A 22,899-nucleotide genomic window follows, 5' to 3' on the forward strand; every position below is an offset into this window, starting at 1 on the left:
TCATTCAACTCCTACCGCATTCATAATGCTGCTGAGCGATCCGGGATCCGGTACCAGGAAGAAGTGCCCGCTGATGCTCTGATCCTCTGCAACAAAATTCGTCTCAATGAGGAGCGCATGATCCCCCATCTCGCCGAGCTGAACCAAAACGACATTGAGAATGGCACCTGCCATATCCACAGCAAGTGCAGGAATGGAGGGCAGCATGCTCATGCCCGTGAATGTATAGAACGCGTTGAGATACGAACCCGCGAGAATGTTGCCGATCTCCATGAGCGCCGATTCATCCATCGCATCGAGTTCGGTGGTCTTGCCCCGCTCGCGTCCGAGGAGTGTATCTACCAGTGCAAACGCACTGTCACGCGGAATGAGGAACAGAATATTGCTCGGTGCCTTGCCGTAGACGCGCAAGAAAATACCGACGACAACCAATTCCGGCCCGCCGACAAATTCTGGTACATCTTCAATTGGAACGAGTGCCACATGCGGCACATTCATCTCAATACGGCGCTGAATCAGACGAGAAAGTGCCGTCGCAGAATTCCCTGCGCCGACATTTCCAATCTCCCTGAGCACATCCAGCTGCAGCTCTGACAGTTCTGTCAGATTCTCATCTCCGCTCATGTGTCATACCTCTTAATCATGACGGTAAGCTCTTATTTTGCCTCTTTCGGAAGTCCGACGATCTCCTCCAGATTGAGGAGGACAATGAGCCTGCCGTTGATGTTGCCGATGCCGCTGAGGAAGCGGCTGCTCTCACGTCCGTTCGTCGCCTTCTTCGTATCGACAGGCGCATTCTCAAGGCTGAGAACCTCCGTCACAGCATCGACAAGCATGCCGACATGGACATCCTCGACGGAGACGGTGACAATACGCGTACGATCTGTATACGGCGTCTCGGCGAGACCGAGGCGCTGCTTGAGATCAATCACGGGAAGAACCGAGCCGCGCAGATTGATGACGCCCTTGATAAAATCCGCCGCATACGGAACGCGCGTAATGTCCGTCAGATTGCGGATCTCCTGCACGTTCAGAATGCTGACGCCGTATTCCTCATCGCGAAGATTGAACGCCACATACTGTGAATTCTGCGGCGCATTGCCCTGATTCATATCCTCTGCCATCTTCTTTTCCCTCCCCTTTTACTGCTGAATCATCGTTGCAACATCGAGAATCAGCGCAACCCTGCCGTCTCCGAGGACGGTTGCCCCGCCGAAGAGCTTGAGCCCGGCGAAGAGATTTCCGAGTGTCTTGATAACGATTTCCTGCTGACCGATAAGATTGTCCACAACGATGCCGGCCTTCGCCTCACCTGCGTGAACAACGACGACGAAATGTTCGTCAGAATCCTTCGTGTGCGGAACCTGAAGTGCCTCCTCCATGCGGATGATCGGAATGATCTCCCCGCGCAGGACGATGACTTCCTTGTTCTGAACCGTCTGGATGTCAGTGGGTTCAATGTTGATTGTACTGTCGATGGAGGTGAGCGGAATGGCGTACATCTCCTCCTGCACTCGTACGAGCATTGCCTGAATGATCGCGAGCGTGAGCGGCAGCTTAATCTTAAAGACGGAGCCCTCGTCGATATGCGTCTCGACATCGACGTGACCGGACAGCGCTTCAATCTTGCTGCGCACAACGTCCATGCCGACGCCGCGCCCCGAGATGTCCGTAATCTGCTCTGCCGTCGAGAAGCCCGGCAGGAAGATCAAGCGCACGGCATCCGCATCGTCAAGGCTGTCCGCCTCACTCTGCGAGATCATGCCCTTTTCGACCGCCTTGCGGCGAATCTTGTTCGCATCAATGCCCGCGCCGTCATCGGTAATCATGATGACGACGTTGTTGCCTTCGTGACGTGCGATGAGTCCGACCTCACCGGTACGTGACTTTCCCTTCGCTTCACGCGCATCGGGGCTCTCGACACCGTGATCGAGTGAGTTGCGCAGAAGGTGCATGATCGGATCGCCGATCTCGTCGATAACGGTGCGGTCAAGCTCCGTTTCCTCACCTTCAATCGTGAGGTTGATCTCCTTGCCGAGTTCCTTCGACACGTCGCGGACCATGCGCGGGAACCGGTTGAACACAGCGCTGACCGGAACCATGCGGACCTTCATGACAATGTTCTGCAGATCACCCGTCACGCGGTCCATCTGCTCGAGCGTCTCCATCAAGTCGCTCAGTCGGTGTGTCTGACCGATCTGCTCCAAGCGCACCTTGTTGATGACGAGCTCGCCCATGAGGTTCATCAGGGTGTCGAGTTTCTCGATATCAACGCGGACACTCTGGCTCTGATGCTGCTTCTTCGCGGGAGCTGCAGCTGGCTTTGCCGCCTCCTTCTTGGCAGCGGGTGCTGCAGCCTTTGCCGCAGGCGCAGCGGCAGGAGCCGCAGCCGGCGCGGAAGCCTCCGACTTTCCGACCTTGTCCGGATCGAGCGGCTCAACGAGAACATCTTCAATTTCCGAAACCGTATCCACGGCATTCTGTACTGCCTGGGCATCGGCACCCGTGGCAATCACCACATCAAAGCTGCGCTCGAATTTCTCCTGCTCAAGATCCTCCGCCGGCGGAATGCTCTTGATGACATCGCCGACCTCGTCCAGCGCATGCATAACCATGACGGAGCGCGCTGCCTTGAGAACGCAGGTCTCCATCAGGACAACCTTGACATGGAACATGTTCATGCCGGCTTCTTTTGCCTTCTTCATGACATCGAGATCGATCTCATCGAGATCCAGATCCGTACCTGCTGCACCAGCCTCCTGTGCAGGTGCGGAAGCCGCTGCAGCGGGGGCTGCTGCAGCCGGCGCAGGAGTGCCCTTGGAAATCGAACTGAGTTTTGCAACGAGATCCGAGACATCGACAACGTCTTCCGCCTCGCCATTGCCCACGCTGTCGACCATTTGCTCGAGCGAGTCCAGACATTTGAACAGCGTGTCCATAATGTCCTCATTGAGCTTGAGCTGCTCCTTGCGGACGAGATCAAGCACGTCTTCCATCTCGTGCGTCAGCTCTGCAATCTTGGCAAAGCCCATCGTTGCGGACATCCCTTTGAGTGTATGTGCATTGCGGAAGATGTCGTTGACGGCGCTGATCTCCTCCATGTTCTCTTCGAGACGCAGGAGTCCCTCATTGAGTGACTGCAGATGCTCATGCGACTCATCCAGGAACATATCCATATACTGGTTATCCATTGATATTCCCCCTATTTCCTATCTTCTCACAGCCGTCTCAATCGCACGCGCGATCTGCGGCAATGGGCATATCTCATCGGCCAGTCCCGCATCGATCACGGATTTTGGCATTCCGTAGACGACACAAGTCTTTTCATCCTGCGCAATGCAGTAGCCGCCATTTTTCTTGATTTCGCGCATCCCTTCGCGCCCATCGCTGCCCATTCCCGTAAGGATCACGGCAACGACATCCTTCCCTAGATGTGCAACTGACTCATACATCACATTGACGGCAGGGCGGTGGTTGCCGACAGGCGGCTCATCGCTGAGGGCAATCCGCCGCACGCCGGATTCGTGGCGAATGCGCAGATGGTAGTTGCCAGGAGCGATATAGACACAGCCGGCTTCGAGCAACTCTCCGTCCTGCGCCTCACGGACATTCACCTGTGCAACGCCGTGCAGGCGCTGCGCAAGGGCACCTGTAAACCCTGCAGGCATATGCTGAACAATGACCACGGGGCAGGGAAAATTCTTTGGCAGCCCCATAATCACAGTCTGCAGCGCCTGTGGTCCTCCAGTTGAGGAACCAATCACAACGAGCCGCATCTGCGCGCGGGGCGCCCCCCTCGGCGTCAACACCTTTTTTTCACTGTCACTCATCTTTTACGCGCTCCACCTGCGCACGCTGCACGTGGAACAGATAGCGAATGATCCTGTCCCTCATGCCGCGCGAAATTCCTTGAAACTGCACGCCGATATGGTAAATCGGCGCGTCATCCTCGCGCTCGACACGCGTACACCGCATCACCCGCGTCATGACCTCCGTCGTTCCGATACCCGGAATATCGTTGATCGCAAGTGCAGCATTCAGGTGCAGGGGCACGGATTTAGGCCATGCAAACGCCAGCCCGCTGCCGCTCATATCGACAATGGGAACACGCTTTGGCGCGTCGATTTTCCCCTCCTGATCCACCACGCGAACCGTTGCCGTGAGATTGACCTTGATACGGAAAAAACCACGCTTTTGAAAGCGCTCCGCGACCTCGGGAAGGGAGAGATGCAGGACGGGAATGCGCCCCTCATGCCGCCCGTGGCTGCGATGCACACTAAAGAACCGATAATGACATCCGTCCCCTGCGGCAAGCACATAGAGGTTCTCACCGACCTGGGGAATCACGGGAACACGGCGTTCGTCCAGCGGCATAGCAACAACGAGGTCATCTCCGACAATATCCTCCACACGACTCGTGTAGCCGGAGGTTTCCTCCTCGTTGTTTTCAAAGAATATTTCCAGCCTTTGTCCGATGGCTAAAACACTCCTTGCCTGTACCAATTCGCCCGCCATTGAAATTTTCCTCCTTGGCTACGTCGAAAACTTAAAAATTTGCTGTAAAAAACCTTTCCATCCCCGTTTCACATGCATCTCACTGCCCGTAAGCAGAGTCTCTGCGAGTGCGTCAATACAGCGTGCCGCCGCGGCATTCGGTGTCGCCTTCAGGAGGGGTGTCTGTTTGCGTACTGCCTTCGTGACCGATGTATCCTCAAAGACATAGCCGAGACAATCCACAGACATGTGGAGAAATTTCTCGGCAGCACGCTGCAGTTTCAGAGCCACCTCTCGGCTCTCCTTCTGCTCATAAACGCGATTGATGACAAGTCGAAGATTTTTCTGCGTTGCGTAGATGCTGTACGCCTTCATGACGGCGTAGGCATCTGTAAGCGATGTCGGTTCCGGCGTCGTTACGAGCAGCACCTCGTCGGCTGCAAGGATGAAGTCCATGACATTGCGCCCAAGTCCTGCGCCCGTATCGACCAGAATCAAATCCGCACGTACAGCACAATCGGCAAGTTTTTGCTGCAGCATGACCTTCTCCGCATGGTCGTACTCGAGTGCTTTTTCAATGCCGGAGCCGCCGGAGATATACTGAACGCCGTGTACCGTCTCGACAATGACATCGTCGAGTTTTACCTCCGGCTGCAGGAGATCGAGCAGATGCCTGCGCGATGTGGTTCCGAGGAGAATATCCACATTTGCCATGCCGAGATCGGCATCGATGACAAGAACGCGGTGCCCCCTCTGCTGAAGGGCGATCGCAAGGTTGACGGCAAGGTTGGTCTTTCCAACGCCCCCCTTGCCGCTCGTGACCGCAATCACGCGCACGTTCGCCCACGCCTCTGCCTGTGCGAGCGAGGCGGGCACTGCCGTCTCCGAACTGACCATTTGGCGCAGCCGCGTTGCCTGATCCGTCATATTATTCCCTCAAGAGCAATTCCGCGAGCCGATCCGCCGTCGCCGGTATGATGTCATCCGGCACGCTCTGTCCGTTCGACAGAAACGAAAGGGGAAGCCCTTTGCCCGCAAGTAAATTGAGTACCATGCCGATCGTCCGCGTTTCATCTGTTTTCGTAAAGATAATGCGATCTGGTTTACACACGGAGAACCGCTCCATAATCTCTGCGGCATCTGCTTCCTTTGTCGTCGCACTGACGACGAGATGCTTCTCCATGCGCGGGTGCGCGGCGAGCAGTTCCTTGAGCTCGTCCATCTGGAACGCGTTGTATTGACTGCGCCCGGCCGTATCGACGAGAACGAAGTCCTTGCCGCGGTGACGGGCAATTGCCTTTTTGAGATCCGCCGCAGAGTAGACGACCTCAACGGGCAGTCCCAAGATCTCCGCGTATTTTTTCAGCTGCTCCACGGCTGAGATGCGGTAGGTATCTGCTGTGATGAGCGCGCCCTTGAGATTCTGCTCCAAAACGAAGTGGGCCGCCACCTTTGCGAGAGTGGTCGTCTTGCCGACTCCTGTCGTCCCGATAAAGGCAACCACACGTGAGCTGCGCCCCCCTGTCTGCAGGCCGTCGGTAAACTGCATCACCTGCGCGAGATAACCGGAAAGAACGCTGCCGGCTCTTGGGTCAAGGCTGTCAAGGTTCACGTCGGCGACGGGAACCTTCGCAGAAAGATCCTCACAGAGCTCATCGCGTACATCCTGACGGCGCAGCGCATCCTGTATCGTAACCGTTTCCTTCGGCTGATTCGCAGCCATCATGGAGGCGAGCATGGTCTTCATCTGCGCGAGCTCGTCTTCCAGCATGCGGATGCGCTCCGCAGAGCCGTCCTCCTCCAACGGCTCCGGTTCCATGGGCGTGGGTTCGGGCGGCGCTTCATGGACGAGGGGGACCGTCTGCGGCGGAACTGCCGCAGGTGCTTCCGGCATGACATATCCTCCTGGCTGATAGGCCGTCGATTCCTGCACGGGATAAGGCACTGCCGACGGCTCTGTTCCGTACGTCTCATAGGTCGGCAGAACACCGCGTGCGGGCATTGCCGCCGCTCCATCCTGCAGCGGCTGTTCCGCCAACCGATATTGATTGAGTACATTGGAGGGAAGAATCGGCGCAGCCGGAGGTACATACACTGACGGTGTGTGCGGCACACGCGCCTGTGTTTCATCGACCGCAGCCGTCACCTCAATCATCTCCTCACCGCCGAGGACGCCGCCCTCACGATATTTTTTTGTATGGAGCAGCACGGCATCACTGCCGAGCTCGTCCTTGATCTGTTCCATGGCTTCCTTCACGGAGGAGGCACGCACCGTCCTGACCTGCACTTAGATTCTCACCACCCCAAGGATTTGGATTTCAACATTCTGTTCAATCTCCGCATGGGAGAGTACAATCAGGCCCGCAATGGAACGCTCGACCAAATTTCGGAAATAGGGACGCACGGTCGGACTCGTCAGTACGATCGGCTGATAGCCCTGATCAGTCAGTTTCTTGAGTTCCTCCTGCAGTGCCATCAAGAGCTTCTGCATGGAATCGGGATCGAGGCTGACGTAGGAGCCATGTTCCGTACGCTGCACACTGCCCGCAATCTTGTTCTCAATCGCGGGATCGAGTGTGATGCACGGGAGAACACCGTTCTGGACGTTCTGCTGCGTAATGTGACGCGCCATTGCATGGCGGACGTATTCCGTCAGGACGTCTGTGTCCTTCGTTGCCGTGCCGTAGTCGGCAAGCACTTCGAGGATTGTGCTCATATCACGGATGGAGATGCGCTCATGCAGCAGATTTGCAAGCACCTTCTGCACCTCGCCCACGCTGAGCAGATTTGGAACGACCTCGTCCACGAGCGCACCATTCGTCTTTTGGAGATTGTCGAGAAGATTCTGCGTCTCCTGACGCCCAAGGATCTCGGCGGCGTGCTGCTTGATGATTTCCGTGAGGTGTGTTGCAAGCACGGAGACCGCATCCACCACAGTGTAGCCGTTCAGCTCCGCCTGTTCGCGCTCGTGCTCCGAGATCCAGAGTGCAGGCAGGCCAAATGCCGGCTCCGTCGTCTCAATGCCCGGCACCTCCTCGAACACTGTTCCCGAGTTCATCGCGAGATAGTGGTCGAGCATCAGCTCACCGCGCGCAATCTCAATCCCTTTGAGTTTGATGATGTAGGCATTCGGCTTGATCTGTATATTGTCGCGTATGCGGATCGTCGGCACCACAAGTCCGAGTTCAAGGGCACACTGCCGCCGAATCATTACGATGCGGTCGAGCAGATCGCCGCCCTGCCCCGTATCGACGAGCGGAATGAGACTGTAGCCGATCTCGAGTTCCATTGGATCGACCTGAAGCAGCGACACGATATTCTCGGGTGTCGTCGCCTCCTTCTTCGCCTTTGCCTTCTGCTCGACCTGCTGTACCTCCTGCTCCACGGCCTGTCCGCGATAGAGGTTCCACGCAATGAGACCGCAGATCGCAGCGAGCACCGTGAACGGAACACCCGGAAGCCCCGGCATAATCGCGAGGAAGAGGAGGACGCCCGTGAGGATCATGAAGATACGCGCATTTCGGAAGAGCTGCTTCACGAGATCGCCGCCGAGGTTGCCCTCCGCTGCCGACCGCGTGACAATGATACCGGTCGCCGTCGAGATGAGAAGCGCCGGTATCTGCGCGACCAGACCTTCACCGACCGTCAGCAGTGTATAGGTCTGCAGCGCCTGCGCCGCATCCATATCGCGCTGCAGCATGCCGATGACAAAGCCGCCGCTGATGTTAATGATCATGATGACAATCGCCGCGATCGCGTCGCCCTTGACGAACTTTGAAGCACCGTCCATTGCGCCGAAGAAATCGGACTCACGCTGCACCTTCTCGCGGCGGCGCTTCGCCTCCGCGTCCGTGATCGCGCCCTGATTGAGGTCGGCATCAATTGCCATCTGTTTTCCTGGCATCGCATCGAGGGTAAAGCGAGCCGAGACCTCCGCCACGCGCTCCGAGCCCTTCGTGATAACGATGAAGTTGACAATGACGAGGATGACGAACACAATGAAGCCGACGACTGCATTACCGCCGACAACAAAGTTGCCAAACGCAGTAATAACCTCCCCGGCAAAACCGTCAAGGAGGATGAGACGCGTCGAAGAGATATTCAAAGCCAGCCGAAACAGTGTCGTAATCAGCAACAAGGAAGGAAAGACCGATAGATCCAAAGCCTCCACATTGTAGATTGCCGACATCACGACGAGAAGTGCAATCGTAATATTCAGACAGATAAGGACATCCAACACCATCGTCGGCAGCGGAATAATCATCATAATGACGATTGTTACGATGGCGACGGCGATTAGGACATCACTGTACCGTTGTATGAGATTGCCGGATGCAAGAGGATTTACACTGCCGGACTGCGGTGCTGCCATACTCTCACTCACTCCCTCATTCCCTACGAGGACAAAAAATTATTTGTCCCCTAAATATTATACCAGATATCGCAAGTACGTCAAATACTAAATAAGACTTTCGTCACGGCCTCAGTGAAATCACCCGATTCCCTCAGGCGCCGCGCCGTGCGTGCTTCAGTCGGTAGACATAGGCGAGCACCTCGGCGACCGCCTGATAGAGCTCCTGCGGCACACTGTCACCTACCTGAACGACGGCAAACAAGGTGCGTGCGAGCGGCTTGTTCTCGATGATCGGCACGCGTGCTTCACGCCCAATTTCCTTGATGCGCTGTGCGACGAGATCCTGCCCCTTTGCAATCACCACGGGCGCGGACATCCCTTGTTCATAGGAGAGCGCGACGGCGTAGTGGGTCGGGTTCGTAATGATAACATCCGCCTTTGGGACTTCCTTCATCATGCGCGCCATCGCCATCTGCCGCTGTTTCTGGCGAATCTTGCCCTTGATCTGGGGATCGCCCTCCGTCTGCTTCATCTCGTCCTTGACTTCCTGCTTCGACATCTTGAGATCCTGCGTCGTCTGCCATTTCTGGTAGCCGTAATCCATGACCGCCATGACCATGATAACGCCGATGACGATGAATGCCATCTGGAAGATGATCTCCGCAACGAGCGCAAGGCTCGTCGTCAGGTCAAAAAACATAAACTGCGGCATCGCAAGAATCTGCTCGTGGATGAAACGATAGAGAAAGAAGCCGATGACAGCGATCTTGAAGAAGGACTTCGCAAGCTCCACGAGAGAGCGTTTCGAGAAGATGCGTCCAAAGCCGTTGATGGGATTGAGCTTATCGAGTTTGAACTCGATGGACTCTGTGTTGAAGTTCAGTCCCACTTGGAAGAAGTTGATCGCAAGCCCGATGATCATGATAAAGAGCATGATCGGAAAGGCCGTCTTGGCAAGAACGATGACAATGCCGATGAAGATGCGGACGATGTTTTCCGTATCGACCGTTTGGTTCAGATTGCTGAACACATACGTTGTATAGGTCGAGATCGAAACATAGATCGAATCCCACAGCAGTTTGAGGCCGAAGAATCCCACGAGCAGGACAAACGCACTGTTGAGCTCCTGACTGCGGGCGACCTGTCCCTTTTTGCGCGCGTCGGCGCGCTTTTTCGCCGTTGGTTCTTCTGTCTTTTCGCCCGCGAAACGCTGGAGGTCAAAGACGAATCCGCACCTATTGGAGGGCGCGTACCGCAAGTGATATATTTCCATACATTTCATTAAACAGCACATCCAGGAATAAGACATAGAACGGAATCACCATCGACAGTACGGTAATGCCAATCATCAGCTGCATTGGAATGCCAACGACGAAAATGTTCATCTGCGGCATTGTGCGTGCCAAGATCCCAAGCCCCACATTTGTGAGAAGGATTGCAAAGGTGATCGGCATGGCGATCTTCATCCCCGTGAGGAAGATGCCATTCGTAAAATTCGCGATGAGAAGCGCCATCGAGATGTTTGGCTCCATCGCCGCAAGAGGAACGACGCGAAAGCTCTCCATAAGCGCCGCGAGAATCATGTGGTGCCCGTTTGTTACGAGCAGGATAATGACCGCCAGATTATAAAGAAAACTTCCGATGAGCGGTATCTGCTGACCGGAAGTCGGATCCACAACATTGACAATGGCGAAGCCTACCTGCATATCCATGACCTTGCCCGCCATGGTAATGGCGGCAAAGGAGATGTATGCCACAAAGCCGATCAGCCATCCAATGAAGAGTTCACCGATTGCGGACACGGCAAACATGATGATTGTCTCGGGTGCCGCAGGCGTGCCCAATCCGTCGATGACGGGAAAGAGCACAACGGTCATCGCAAGTGCCAGTCCCACGCGAAAGTACGGTGAGATATTCATACTGCCGAAGAACGGGGAGACGATAAAAATACCGCTGATCCGTGTCAGCGTCAGCAGAAATACCGCGATATGCCCCTGCAGCAGTTCATACAGATCCATGCACTGCCGCCCCTTTCAGCGCAGATATATCGGCAGATTTACAAACACATTGGTCACGTATTCAACCATGATGCGCAGCATCCACGGACCAAAGATCAGGATGGCGACAAAGACCGCGATGATCTTCGGGATGAATGCAAGTGTCTGCTCCTGAATCGAGGTGGTCGCCTGAAAGACCGCCACCAAGAGACCAACGATAAGCCCAAGTCCCAGCATGGGGGCAGAGACCAGAAGCACGATCATGAGCGCCTCTTGGGCAAGCTGGATGACCAAATCTCCGGACATCGCCATGCCTCCCCACTAACGGAAACTCATGATGAGCGACTGAATCAAGAGATGCCACCCATCGACCATAACAAACAAGAGTATCTTGAACGGCAGAGAGATCATGACCGGCGGCAGCATCATCATACCCATCGACATAAGCGTACTTGCGACGATCATGTCAATGACAATGAACGGGATGTAGATCATGAAGCCGATCTGAAACGCCGTCTTGAGCTCGCTAATGATAAATGCTGGAATCAAGGTAAATGTCGATACATCCTCAGGTCCCTCCGGACGCGGTGCATCTGAGAGGTTGACAAAGAGCGCGAGATCGGATTCCCGCGTCTGGCGGAACATGAACTCACGCATCGGTTCGACAATATTCTCCAGCGCCTGTTCCTGCGAGATCTGTCCCCCAAGATAGGGCTGTATTCCATTCTCATTGGCCTGTCCCCAATAGGGTGCCATGATGTAGAATGACAAAAAGAGCGAGAGCGCAATAACGACTTGATTCGGCGGCACATTCTGCGTCGAGAGTGCATTGCGCAGGAATCCGATGACCACAACGATGCGGACAAAGGACGTTGTCATAACGAGAATTGCAGGCGCGAGTGAAACGATCGTCAGTACTGCGAGAAGCTGCATACTGGTCGCAACTTCCTGTGGGTTCTCCGATGTTCCAACACCGACGCTGACCGTAGGAATCAGGGGCGCAGCGTCCACGTGCCCCATGCCGAGCAGCAGGAGGAGCGCTGCACTCCCCAATATCAGCATTTTGCGCTCCAACCCCGTCCCCCCATTTCTCTCTGCCGCCATCACTTACGAAAGAGCGGCGGTATCTTTTGAACAAAATCCGACAGTGAACCGAACTGCTCCTGAAAGACGCCTCCCCCTGTCGGTGCTGCGCTGCGGATTTCCTCTATCGTCTCGGGATCGTCAATCTCCGTGATCAGATGAATGCTTGCATCCGTTACGCCAAGCACAAACACGCGTCCGAAGAGCTCCACTACGCAGACCGAGCGATTCGGGCCGAGCGGCAGTTGCAGATAGATCTGTCCTCCACGCGCGGCAAGCGACTGCATCGAGCTCTTGCCAAAGGCACGCGCCACAAAATACGCGAGCACAACGACAAATGCAAAGACAGCAAAAAGGCTAACCACATAGACGACCGTCGACCACCATGACACGGCCGACGGACGCGGGTCAGCCTCTTCATATCCAGCCAAATATCCGCCGCCCGTTTCACCTGCTGCAGATGCATCCCCCGTACACAGGAGATAGAGGATGCCTCCGAGAAGCAAGGACAGAGAAAATATCCGTTCGTTCATCAGCCGACGGCTTTGCGAATGGCCTCCAGCACGCGATCCGCCTGGAACGGCTTCACGATGAAGTCGCGCGCACCCGCCTGAATGGCCTCAATAACCATTGCCTGCTGACCCATTGCGCTGCACATAACGACCTTCGCATTGGGATCGACCTTTTTGATCTCCTTGACCGCCGTGATGCCGTCCATCTCCGGCATCGTGATATCCATCGTTACGAGATCCGGCTTGAGCTCCTGGAACTTCTCCAACGCCTTCATGCCGTTCTCAGCCTCGCCGACAATTTCGTAGCCGTTCTTCGAGAGGATGTCCTTCACCATCATTCGCATAAAAGCTGCATCGTCAACAATCAGAACGCGAGTTGCCATTTTTTCATCTCTCCTTAATCCGATAGAACATCCCTATTCCAAAAGGGGGCACAAAAACACGCACATTTTCATATGTGCTTTTTATCGTTACTCATTATAACGAAAAGTGCCGCCTAAGACAAGGATTTTCTGCACCAGTCCCAAACCTTCCGTTACTGGAGACGTGCAGCGCGCTCCAGCGGGCTGACGATCTCCGTAATGCGGACGCCGAAGTTCTCGTCAATGACAACAACCTCGCCCTTTGCCAAATACTTGCCGTTGACCATGATGTCAACAGGCTCTCCGGCGAGTTTATCCAGCTCGACGATCGATCCCTTCGTCAGGTCAAGAATGTCCTTGATGGACTTTTTGGTCCGCCCGAGTTCGACATTGACCTGAAGCGGCACATCGAGAATGAGGCCAATATTGGCGTCGTTCACCTGTACCGGCGTTGAACTGAGCGGAGTGAACTGCGCCGACTGTACCGGCACATTGGATGCTACATGTGGCTGCATAGGTGGTGCTCCATATCCATAATTTGCAGGTGCAGCAGCTGCTGGTGCCGCAGGTGCCGGGGCCGCAGCAGGAGCTGCAGGCGGCGGTGCGGATGCTGCCGCAACGGCTTCTTCCTCGTTGTCGACATCCGGCTGCTGATTCATCAATGCATCGACCATGTCCTTCGCGACATCGACCGGCAGGAGCTGCATGATCTCACTGTCAATGAGACCGTCCACCTCCATACGGAAGGATGCCTGAATAATCGGGTCAACCTTGTCCAGCAGCTTGGATACCACTTCCTCCGTCGCAAGGTCAACAAGTGTGACCACGGGAGGAGTAATGTCCACCTTCTTATTAAACATCGATGAGAGTGAGGTTGCAACACTGCCCATCATCTGGTTCATACATTCACTGACCGCGCTCATGTGGAGCTCGCTCAGTTCCTGATCAGGATTTGTACCGTCATTGCCCATCATCAAATCGGCAATGATCGCAGCATCCTTCGCCTGGATGCAGAGGACGTTGTTGCCCTCGATTCCGATGCTGTACCCAACCTCGACGACGAGGAAGGGGACGGGATATTTTTCCTTCAGCTGCCGCAGGTTGGATACCGAAACCGTCGGCGTTGTGATCGACACCTTGCGTCCGAGAAGGACGGAGAGCGTCGTTGCAGCACCGCCCATCGAAATGTTGCCGATCTCCCCGAGCGCGTCGCGCTCCAGATCTGTAATGTCGGCATCGCCGTCATCGCTGGGAGACGCGTCAGCCGCAGGCGCGGCATCATCCGCAGACGAAGCGTCATCCGTGGGCGCAGCATCATCGGCAGGTGTATCGTCGCCGCTCGCTCCGCCGTTCAGGAGGGCATCGATCTCCTCCTGCGAGATCATTTCATCACTCATTCGCGTCGTCATCTCCTTCTATAATGCCGGATATTTGCACAGCCATACGTTTTCCGGCGGTACCGGGACGCGCGCGGAACTTTGCATTCGAACCAACATAGCAGACAAGCTCGTCCTTCGCAAGTGTATCGAGCTGCAGTACATCGCCGAAACCGAGCGTGAGGAACTCATGGATCGATATATTAACCGACCCCAGTTCCACCGCAAACGATACGCGTGTGCGTTCAATTTTACGCTGGAGTTCCGCCACCTGCTCCGGCGAGCTCTCCTTCTCAGCAGAAGCTGCCACCCAGAACGACGTGGTGAGTTTCGACATAACCGGCTCAAGCACCAGATAGGGGATGCAGATGTTCATCATCCCGTCGACATCGCCAATCTTCATATGGATCGTGATGAGAACAACCATATCACTGGGCGGAACAAGCTGCGCAAACTGCGGGTTCGTTTCCATCGTCTCAAAGTTCGGACGGAACTCGATCACGTTGCTCCACGCTTCCCTGAAATAATTGGTGACCGTATCAATGAAGCGACGCATAACCGCTGTCTCGATATCCGTCAGCGCCCGCGACTTGACGCCGGGTTTTCCCTCCCCGCCAAAGACGCGGTCGATGTAGGCAAATGCCAGATCTGTACCGATCTCCATGACAATATTGCCCTTGAGCGGCGGCAATCCGAGGATGCCGATGACCGACGGATTCCCCATCGACTGAACGAATTCCTGATAGGTCATCTGCTCGACCGACACCACCTCGATGTCGACCATAGTGCGCAGACTTGCCGAGAGATACGTATTTACGAGACGCGAAAAGCTCTCATGGAGCATGAAGAGCGTGCGGATCTGATCCTTGGAGAATCTATCCGGCCGCTTGAAGTCATAGTTCTTGACCTTGCGCTCCTCTTCTTCCGCCTTGACTTCCTCGGCGGAAACCGAGCCATCCGAAAGCGCTGAGAGCAGCTTATCTATTTCGGATTGAGACAGTACGTCCTCAGCCAAGACTCTTCCCCCTTCCCATTGTGCAGTGCTTCATGTTACTTACTGCAGCAGGAAGCTCGTGATGTAAACATCATAAACAGAGCCTTGTCCCAGGCGCTCGTTGAGCGCATCCTTCAGCTGCTTCTTGAGTGCATCCTGCTTGGACGCGTCGAACTCCTCGAGCGGTGCCGCACGCAGGAACTGCATCGTCGTATCGAGGATCTTCGTCTCTGCGACCGAACCGACCTTGCCGTCCACGACATTGTCCGACTTGCCGGGGTTCAGTTCGAGGACAATGCCCGCCTTCAGGAACTTCCCGGAACGTCCGCCGCCAACATTGACGAGAATGCCCTCCTTGGGGTCACCAAGCTTGTAGAACACCCCTGGGTCATGATTCGACTTGCTCCCGCCTCCGTCGTCCGAATGCGACGTCGACTCTGCCTGCGAGAAGATGTAGTACGAGATGCCGCCGGCTGCCGCCACTGCAACAAGTACTGCCACGATGACCACAACGATCATCATGAGCATGGGTGATTTCTGCTTTGGCTGTTCTACTGCCTGTTCTTCCTTTTCCTCCGCCATGAGTTACTCCCTCCCTAAAAATGACCACGAAGCCGCAGGGGCTCCACACCCGGGCACTCCCTTGCCACGTAGAGGAACGCTGTTCCCCTCATTATACCAAAGGAATGGAAATTCGCCAACTAATTTTGATGAAGTGCACGACGATACTTAATTGTGCGCCGCACAATTTCCTCCATCGACTCCTCGACGATCAGCTTTTTTCCGTTGGTAAGTGTTACCACGGTATCCGGCGTTTCCTCAATACTCTCAATGATCTCTGCGTTGAGGACAAACTCTCCCTTTTGGTTCGTCTTGGAGTTGAACTTCGTCAGCATGATCATGACAGGCTTTCCCTCCGTTCCCTCTCTCATTTTTTTGCGCACAGCAAAAACTATACACAAATGATTACCTGATATATTTTCGCCATCATCTTTACTTTTCCTTTTTTTTTGCGGCTATTTTTTCATCATGGCTTAAATTTTTCACAAAAATTATTCGAGCTGCGCTAAAAAAGCAAGCGACCGCAGGGGGTGTCCGACGAGTTCCTGCACGTGTGCGAGCACGACGGACTCCGCTGCCATCAGCGTTCCGCCGCGCAGCTGCAGTGCGGGGGGCTGCTGCCAATCGAGCTGTTCCAGAGCGCGGAGCAGCTGCCGCAGCTCTGCAGAAAACGGTGTGGCCTCCCCCATGCGGCAGTCCGCACAGAGCACACCGCTCTCGCGTGCGAGGAAAAACGCATCACCCGTGATCTCTGTGCCGCAGTGCAGACAGCGCTCATAGCTCTGCTGAAGCCCCGCCGCCGCGAGCGTCTGAAGGACGGCGGCGAGTGCTGTCACGCGCGGGTTGCGCGTCTCGAACGCCGTGAGGATCGCCGCGAGTTTGTGAAAAAAAACCTCATCCGCAACGCCCTCGGGCAGCAGCGCACGGATTACCTCTGCAACAAACGTCGCGTATGCGAGTGCCGTGAGATCAAGCGAGAGCTTTGCATGGTGCGCACGTACGCTTGCTGTCTTGACCGTCTCAAGACGCGTCCCCTCGGCGAGCTGCAGGTCAGAGTGCACGAACATCTGCATCGCGCCCGCGAGGGGGCTGCGCGGACGGCGACAGCCGAACGCGGCGGCGCGCAGAAGCCCGCGTTCACGCGTGAAGATCGTCATGACCTTGTCCGCCTCACCCCAACTGCGCGTGCCGAGTACGATGCCCTCCGCCGCATAGAGTGCCATCTACGTCTCCATCCCCCGCCGCTTCTCGGCAGGCTGAACATCGGCAGAAACCTTTTTCTGCCGCGGCTTCTTTTTCACCTCGTCAAGAGGCATCACCGCCCCCGCCGTCAGCATATACTGAAGCGCCTCCTCCTTCGGGATGTCGATCGTCACAGCATCCTCTTCCCGAACGAGCAGCGTCGTCCCCGAGGTCATGTTGAGACTCCACGGGACAAAAACACAGACATAGCCGCCGCCCATCGCCTCTTGAAAGCGCGGCGGCAGATCCGCCATCACAAAGCCGAGCGCACGCCCGCCCTGATAGGGTATATGGACGACGCCCTTGAAGTTGCTGCTCGAGTCGAGCACCGCCTCCGAGAGACGCTTGACGCTCGTGTAGATAAACTTCACGAACGGAATCGTCCCGATCAGCGTCTCGCCGAGCGAGATGATCTTTGCGAGTGCCCAGTTTGTCGATGCCCAGCCGACAGCGTAGATCACGAGGACGAGCGTGATGATGCCCATGCCGGGGAAATAAAAGGGCAGATACTGCCCGAGCACCCCTTCGGTAAACCGCAGCGTCCACTCGATAACGAGCAGCGTGATGATGACGGGCACGAGGACGAGCAGCCCATTGACAAAGCGGCGTGACATACGATTAAGCTCACGCTGATACGCCCGATCAAATGTCGGTGTCATGACCGCTGTTTCTTCAATCGGTTTCATAGAACCCAAACTCCCGCAGGGCAGTTGCCCGATTACGCCAATCCTTGCGTGTCTTGACCCAGAGGTCGAGGTAGACCTTTGACCCGAGCAGTGTCTCCACATCGGTACGCGCCTGTGCGCCGATTGTCCGCAGGAGCGCACCTTTTGTGCCGATGACAATTCCCTTCTGCGACTCACGTTCGACATAGATCACAGCACGGATGTAGACATCGCCCTTCGGTCGTGTCGTCATCTCCTCGATGTCGACGGCGACGGCGTGCGGGATCTCGTCCCGCGTCAGTGTGAGCACCTTCTCGCGCACGAGCTCGGCGACGATGAGGCGCTCCGGCTGATCCGTCACCATGTCGGCGGGATAGTACTGCGGCCCCTCAGGCAGATGTGCTTTGATCTCCGCAAGGAGCCCGTCCAGATTCTCCCCCTCGCGTGCGGAGATCGGTACAATGCCTGCAAAGTTGTACGCCTTCGCGTAGTTTGCAATGATCGGCAGTGTCTGCGCACGCGGGATACAGTCCACCTTGTTCACCGCGAGCAGGACGGGCACGCGGACATTTGCGAGCTGTTTCAGAATGTACTGCTCGCCCGCCCCCATCTTCTCGGTTGCGTCCACGACAAAGACGACGACATCGACACCGTGGAGTGCTCCCTCCGTCGCCTTCGCCATGTAGTCGCCGAGCTTGTGCTTCGGTTTGTGCACGCCCGGCGTATCGAGGAAGATGATCTGTGCATCCTCCTCCGTTAGAATGCAGAGAATGCGGCTGCGCGTCGTCTGCGGCTTGTCGCTCATAATGGCGATCTTCTGGCCGATGAGCGCGTTGATCAGGGTGGACTTGCCGACATTCGGCCGCCCGATCACGGCGGCAAACCCGGATTTATGCGTACTCATCGTGCGATCCCCAACTCCTCCATCACGCGCCGCTGTTCCTCTTCCATCTCCAATCGCTCCTCCTCCTCCATGTGGTCATATCCGAGGAGGTGCAGCATGCCGTGCACCGTGAGAAAGGAGAGTTCCCGCAGTTCTGTGTGTCCGTACTCCTCCGCCTGCGCCTGTGCACGCTCGAGCGAGATCACAAGATCGCCCAAGACCTCATGATCCTCCCCGCCGACAATCTCCGGTTCCTCACTCTCTGTGAGGGCAAAGGAAAGGACGTCTGTCGGGCGGTCAATGCCGCGGTATTCACGGTTGAGCGCATGGATATGCGCATCGTCCGTCAGCGTCACGCTGACCTCGGCATCCTCCGCCCCGTAGAGCCGCCCGACCGTAAGAACGGAACGGCGTACGGCCTCCGTCTGTTCTGCCGTCACAGGAAGCACCTCCGGCTCCCTCCGTATCTCAATCTCCATGCGCGTGCCCCCGCTTTTTCTCCCATGCTCCATATGCCTCGACAATGCGCGTCACAACTTCGTGACGGATGATGTCCACAGGTTCGAGCCGTACGATGCCGACGCCCCTCACCCCTTTTAGGATCTGACACGCCTGCTTCAGCCCCGACACCGTACCGTGCGGCAGATCGACCTGCTCGAGGTCGCCCGTCACGACCATGCGGGAGCCGAATCCGAGGCGCGTGAGAAACATCTTCATCTGCGCGCCCGTCGTGTTCTGTGCCTCGTCGAGAATGATGAACGCATCTTCGAGCGTACGCCCGCGGATGTAGGCGAGCGGGGCCACCTCGATCAGCTGTCGGCTCATCATCTTCTGATAGGCTTCAGCGCCGAGGATATCCTGCAGGGCATCATAGAGCGGACGCAGATAGGGGTTGATCTTCTCCGTGAGGTCGCCCGGGAGAAAGCCCAGATGCTCCCCTGCCTCCACGGCGGGCCGCGTGAGGATGATACGGCTCACCTCGCGGTTGCGGAGTGCTGCGACCGCCATCACAACAGCGAGATAGGTCTTGCCCGTACCTGCAGGGCCGACGCCCAGCGTCACGGCATTCCTGCGGATCTTCGCGAGGTAGTCGCGCTGACCAAGCGTCTTTGCGCGCACCTCCTTGCCCTTCGCCGTCACGAGCAGCACCTCGGCAAAGAGTGCGTGCAGTTCCTCGGCGCGTCCTGCGCGCACGAGCTGTGCGCCGTAGCGCACCTCGTGCGTCGTCAGCTTCGCGCCCTGCCGCTGATAGAAGAGAAGTTCCTGCACGAGCACGCGCACGGCGGCAATCTCCTCCGCCGCCCCTGTGACTGCAAGCGTCGTACCGCGGCTCACCATGCGGCAGGAAAAGACCTCCTGCATACATTGGAGCAGCGTGTCGCGCTCCCCAAGAATCGCATACGCCTCCTGCTGATCGCGAAATTCAATTGTGTCCGTCGTCTCCTGCAAGAACAAACCTCCCGTCAAATAAAATATTCAATCGTATCGTCCGCCGTCTTTCGCGTCCGCTCATCAAAGAGCAGTACCGCCTCGCGGCTGTCCACCGCACCAAACGCATAGAGTTCCTGCGCAGTGCGGTTGAAGCAGTCAAACGGCACAATGCGGTTGTAGCGGTGCGGGTGCGCACACGTCACCTCTACCCCCGCGCGGACGAATTCCGGTTCTGCCTCTGCGAGATAGTAGGGATCAAAAAGATAGATACGGTCTTTCGATGCCCCCGTCAGGAGCGCATAGTGCTCGACCTCGTAGAAGAGCCGCACGACTGCGACACCGCCGCGCACGAGTGCGTCATTGATGTAGCTGTGCGCGCCGATGTGCACTGCGTGCCCCGAGATATACTGACAGACGAGCGGAAACTTGGTCGCGCGCGAAAAGCCCTCGAGCCAGTTTGCAAGATACATCATCGCCATCCGCGAGGTTCCCGCCTTACACGCCGTCCCGTCCATACCGTAACAGTCAAGTGTGTAGAGCATGACGCTGCGGATGATCTCGGGCGGCACCTCTCTGCGCGGGAAGAGATAGCTCACCGCGTTCAGCAGCGCCGTCGGTCCGCAGTCGTACTCCGACATCTGGTAGCGCAGCGGTATCTTCATGTCCGTCCCCATTTCCGCAGCAGATTTGGTATCAGAATCGCCATAATGACAAGCACAACTCCTACAATCTGCATTATGACAAAATGCGCATCAAAAATCAGCCATGCAAAGAGCACGCTTGCCACCGGCTCGATTGTTGCCGTGATCGCCGTCTCCTCGGGACTCAGCCAGCGCAGTCCCGCATTAAATGCAAAAAAAGCAAGCACCGTCCCGAGCACAATGATAACGAAGAGGTCGAACCACGTCGTCGCGGTGAAGAACGTTCCAGCCGCAAAAATCCCCTGCGTCAGGGGCAGGAGAGAAATCCCGCCGATCAGCATGCAGACGGCGAGAAGAAAGAAACGGTCAAAGAGCCGCAGAAGATGCACGGGATAGACCATCGCAAAGGCAAAAGTCATTGCCGAGATGAGACTCCACACGATGCACGCGACCGGCACGGAAAGCCGCTCAATGCTGCCGCCCGTCACGAGGAGGAAGATCCCCGCCACAGCGGCAATCACCGTCCCTGCCTCCACCAGCGTCGGCAGGCGGCGATGGCGCAGCGCCAGATAGAGGATCAGGAGGACGGGGCTCGTATAGGTGATAACCGTCGTCGCCGCTGCATCCCCCGCCGCAATCCCCATGAAATAGGAGAACTGAACGAACATGATGCCGAGTACGCCGAAGATGGCGAGCGGTACAAGGAGGCGCGGCGAACGCCGCACGAGGCGGACACCGCGCCTGAGCCCTCCGCTCCACCACGCAAGCAGGAAAAAGAGACCGCTCGAGAGGAAGAGCCGTACCTGCGTCAGTTCGAGCGGCGTATGCGCAGACTGCGTGTAGAAATGCTGCGCCGCGATGCCGCTCGCCGCCCATGCAATGCCCGCGACAAGGACGAGCAGGATCGCCGAAAGGTGCGGCATTACGCCTCTCCCTGTTCCCGCTTCACGACCGCGACAATCGCGCCGCAAACGTCCTCCAGCTGCGCATGGTCACTGCCCTCCGCCATCACGCGGATCAGCGGCTCCGTCCCCGAGGGGCGCACGAGCACGCGGCCGTCACTGCCGAGGATCCGCTCGCCCTCCGCGATCGCGTCGCGGATCGCCGCGTTCTCCTCCCAGCCCTCTTTGCTCTTCACGCGCACATTGACAAGCAGCTGCGGGTAGGTCGTCATCATCGCGTTCAGCTCCGATGCCTTCTTGCCGCTGCGCGCAAGCGCCGCGAGCACCTGCAGTGCCGTGATGAGCCCGTCGCCCGTTGTCGCGTGTTCGGCGAAGATGATATGTCCCGACTGCTCGCCGCCAATGGCATAGCCGCTGCGCCGCATCGCTTCGAGCACGTAGCGGTCGCCGACCGCCGTCACCTCAACGCGCCCGCCAAGCTCTGCAATCGCCTTGTGGAAGCCGATGTTCGCCATCACCGTCGTCACAACGGTCTTGTGGGGCAGACGACCCGTGCGGATCATTTCGGCGACACACGCCACAAGAATGTGATCGCCGTCAATCAATTCTCCCTTTTCGTCCAGACAGAGACAGCGATCCGCATCCCCGTCGTGCGCGATGCCGATGTCCGCGCCGCACTCGAGCACCGTACGGCGCAGGGATTCCAGATGCGTCGACCCGCAGCCGTCGTTGATGTTCACCCCGTTCGGCAGTGCGTGGATCACCTTGACCTCGGCGCCGAGGCGGCGCAGCACTTTCGGCATCGCCTCGTAGGCGGCACCGTTCGCACAGTCGAGCACAATCTTCATGCCGTCGAACCGCACACTGCAGGTGCCTGCAACATAGTCAATATACTGATTCAGGAGATCGTCGCGGTATTCAACAACTCCTACATTCTTCCCCGTCGGACGCGCCGCATCGTCGTTGGTCTGGAGACGGCGTACAAGCGCCTCGAGTTCATCCTCCACTGCATCCGGCAGCTTGTAGCCGTCGCCGCCGAAGAACTTGATCCCGTTGTCGGGGAACGGATTATGCGAGGCGGAGATCACAATGCCCGCCTGCATCCTGTGCTCACGCGCGAGATAGGCGATCGCCGGCGTCGGCACAACACCTGCGAGGAGTGCGACGCCGCCCGCCGAGCAGATTCCCGCCGTCAGAGCTGCCTCGAACATCTCGCCCGAGATGCGCGTGTCGCGTCCGATCAGAATGCGCGGTCGCACCTCTGACTGCTCGCCGAAATAGAGTGTTGCCGCACGTCCAAGATGATATGCCAGCTCCGGTGTCAGTTCTGTATTGGCCTCGCCGCGCACGCCATCCGTACCAAAAAGTCTCACCATGAACAGCCCCCTGTTAATTCGTATCT

General features: G+C 56.9%; 26 protein-coding genes. All 26 read right to left on the reverse strand.

Going from position 1 to position 22,899, the window contains the following annotated elements; translation table 11 throughout:
* The 26 genes from BCS37_RS08540 to glmM all read right to left on the reverse strand — a co-directional run bounded on the left by BCS37_RS08540 (position 1) and on the right by glmM (position 22,873).
* The gene (locus BCS37_RS08540) at positions 1–624 is read right to left on the reverse strand and encodes a chemotaxis protein CheC (RefSeq protein ID WP_069181050.1); all 624 of its coding nucleotides are present in this window, start codon (positions 622–624) and stop codon (positions 1–3) included.
* Between the two features lie 32 nt (positions 625–656).
* Positions 657–1,124, reverse strand: coding sequence for a chemotaxis protein CheW (locus BCS37_RS08545; RefSeq protein ID WP_069181051.1), 468 nt, complete (start codon positions 1,122–1,124; stop codon positions 657–659).
* An 18-nt stretch (positions 1,125–1,142) separates the two neighbouring features.
* On the reverse strand, positions 1,143–3,191 hold the full coding sequence (locus tag BCS37_RS08550) for a chemotaxis protein CheA (RefSeq protein ID WP_069181052.1): 2,049 nt from the start codon (positions 3,189–3,191) through the stop codon (positions 1,143–1,145).
* Positions 3,192–3,209: 18 nt separating this feature from the next.
* Complete coding sequence (locus BCS37_RS08555; RefSeq protein WP_083205785.1) at positions 3,210–3,830, reverse strand: CheB methylesterase domain-containing protein; 621 nt, start codon at positions 3,828–3,830, stop codon at positions 3,210–3,212.
* A complete protein-coding gene (locus BCS37_RS08560) occupies positions 3,823–4,515 on the reverse strand; it encodes a flagellar brake protein (RefSeq protein WP_069181054.1) in 693 nt (230 codons plus the stop codon). Before BCS37_RS08560 ends, BCS37_RS08555 begins: the two co-directional genes overlap by 8 nt.
* Before the next feature lie 18 nt (positions 4,516–4,533).
* Positions 4,534–5,421 (reverse strand): MinD/ParA family protein, encoded by an 888-nt coding sequence (locus BCS37_RS08565; RefSeq protein ID WP_069181055.1) that lies wholly within the window; start codon positions 5,419–5,421, stop codon positions 4,534–4,536.
* Position 5,422: 1 nt separating this feature from the next.
* Positions 5,423–6,781, reverse strand: coding sequence for a flagellar biosynthesis protein FlhF (gene flhF, locus BCS37_RS08570; RefSeq protein WP_069181056.1), 1,359 nt, complete (start codon positions 6,779–6,781; stop codon positions 5,423–5,425).
* Entirely contained in the window at positions 6,782–8,866 is a 2,085-nt protein-coding gene (gene flhA, locus BCS37_RS08575) for a flagellar biosynthesis protein FlhA (RefSeq protein WP_069181057.1), read from the reverse strand.
* Between the two features lie 133 nt (positions 8,867–8,999).
* Positions 9,000–10,121 carry a flagellar biosynthesis protein FlhB gene (gene flhB / locus BCS37_RS08580; RefSeq protein WP_069181058.1) on the reverse strand — a complete coding sequence of 374 codons (1,122 nt, stop codon included), beginning with the start codon at positions 10,119–10,121 and terminating at the stop codon, positions 9,000–9,002.
* Complete coding sequence (gene fliR / locus BCS37_RS08585) at positions 10,084–10,866, reverse strand: flagellar biosynthetic protein FliR (RefSeq protein ID WP_069181059.1); 783 nt, start codon at positions 10,864–10,866, stop codon at positions 10,084–10,086. Before fliR ends, flhB begins: the two co-directional genes overlap by 38 nt.
* 15 nt (positions 10,867–10,881) lie before the next feature.
* Positions 10,882–11,151, reverse strand: coding sequence for a flagellar biosynthesis protein FliQ (gene fliQ, locus BCS37_RS08590; protein WP_069181060.1), 270 nt, complete (start codon positions 11,149–11,151; stop codon positions 10,882–10,884).
* A gap of 15 nt (positions 11,152–11,166) precedes the next feature.
* A complete protein-coding gene (gene fliP / locus BCS37_RS08595) occupies positions 11,167–11,907 on the reverse strand; it encodes a flagellar type III secretion system pore protein FliP (RefSeq protein WP_442983874.1) in 741 nt (246 codons plus the stop codon).
* Positions 11,908–11,948: 41 nt separating this feature from the next.
* Positions 11,949–12,461: a FliO/MopB family protein gene (locus tag BCS37_RS08600; protein WP_069181062.1), complete on the reverse strand. Its 513-nt coding sequence runs from the start codon at positions 12,459–12,461 to the stop codon at positions 11,949–11,951.
* Entirely contained in the window at positions 12,461–12,823 is a 363-nt protein-coding gene (locus BCS37_RS08605; RefSeq protein WP_069181063.1) for a response regulator, read from the reverse strand. Before BCS37_RS08605 ends, BCS37_RS08600 begins: the two co-directional genes overlap by 1 nt.
* 152 nt (positions 12,824–12,975) lie before the next feature.
* Positions 12,976–14,199 (reverse strand): flagellar motor switch phosphatase FliY, encoded by a 1,224-nt coding sequence (fliY, locus tag BCS37_RS08610; RefSeq protein ID WP_069181064.1) that lies wholly within the window; start codon positions 14,197–14,199, stop codon positions 12,976–12,978.
* Positions 14,192–15,193 carry a flagellar motor switch protein FliM gene (gene fliM, locus BCS37_RS08615; RefSeq protein WP_069181065.1) on the reverse strand — a complete coding sequence of 334 codons (1,002 nt, stop codon included), beginning with the start codon at positions 15,191–15,193 and terminating at the stop codon, positions 14,192–14,194. The genes fliY and fliM overlap by 8 nt, the downstream gene beginning before the upstream one ends.
* 39 nt (positions 15,194–15,232) lie before the next feature.
* A complete protein-coding gene (locus BCS37_RS08620) occupies positions 15,233–15,754 on the reverse strand; it encodes a flagellar basal body-associated FliL family protein (protein WP_069181066.1) in 522 nt (173 codons plus the stop codon).
* Positions 15,755–15,873: 119 nt separating this feature from the next.
* Entirely contained in the window at positions 15,874–16,074 is a 201-nt protein-coding gene (locus BCS37_RS08625; protein WP_069181067.1) for a flagellar FlbD family protein, read from the reverse strand.
* Between the two features lie 150 nt (positions 16,075–16,224).
* Positions 16,225–16,956 (reverse strand): DNA repair protein RecO, encoded by a 732-nt coding sequence (recO, locus tag BCS37_RS08630; protein WP_069181068.1) that lies wholly within the window; start codon positions 16,954–16,956, stop codon positions 16,225–16,227.
* Entirely contained in the window at positions 16,957–17,634 is a 678-nt protein-coding gene (locus BCS37_RS08635) for a DUF502 domain-containing protein (protein WP_069181579.1), read from the reverse strand.
* Between the two features lie 13 nt (positions 17,635–17,647).
* Complete coding sequence (era, locus tag BCS37_RS08640; RefSeq protein WP_069181069.1) at positions 17,648–18,544, reverse strand: GTPase Era; 897 nt, start codon at positions 18,542–18,544, stop codon at positions 17,648–17,650.
* Positions 18,541–19,002 (reverse strand): rRNA maturation RNase YbeY, encoded by a 462-nt coding sequence (ybeY, locus tag BCS37_RS08645; protein WP_069181070.1) that lies wholly within the window; start codon positions 19,000–19,002, stop codon positions 18,541–18,543. Before ybeY ends, era begins: the two co-directional genes overlap by 4 nt.
* Positions 18,992–19,972 (reverse strand): PhoH family protein, encoded by a 981-nt coding sequence (locus tag BCS37_RS08650; protein ID WP_069181071.1) that lies wholly within the window; start codon positions 19,970–19,972, stop codon positions 18,992–18,994. Before BCS37_RS08650 ends, ybeY begins: the two co-directional genes overlap by 11 nt.
* 14 nt (positions 19,973–19,986) lie before the next feature.
* Complete coding sequence (locus BCS37_RS08655; RefSeq protein ID WP_069181072.1) at positions 19,987–20,616, reverse strand: peptidase C39; 630 nt, start codon at positions 20,614–20,616, stop codon at positions 19,987–19,989.
* Positions 20,613–21,518 carry a DMT family transporter gene (locus tag BCS37_RS08660; protein WP_069181073.1) on the reverse strand — a complete coding sequence of 302 codons (906 nt, stop codon included), beginning with the start codon at positions 21,516–21,518 and terminating at the stop codon, positions 20,613–20,615. Before BCS37_RS08660 ends, BCS37_RS08655 begins: the two co-directional genes overlap by 4 nt.
* The gene (gene glmM, locus BCS37_RS08665; protein ID WP_069181074.1) at positions 21,518–22,873 is read right to left on the reverse strand and encodes a phosphoglucosamine mutase; all 1,356 of its coding nucleotides are present in this window, start codon (positions 22,871–22,873) and stop codon (positions 21,518–21,520) included. The genes BCS37_RS08660 and glmM overlap by 1 nt, the downstream gene beginning before the upstream one ends.
* Positions 22,874–22,899: the final 26 nt, after the last annotated feature.

The organism is Selenomonas sp. oral taxon 920, assembly GCF_001717585.1.
GTDB lineage: Bacteria > Bacillota > Negativicutes > Selenomonadales > Selenomonadaceae > Centipeda.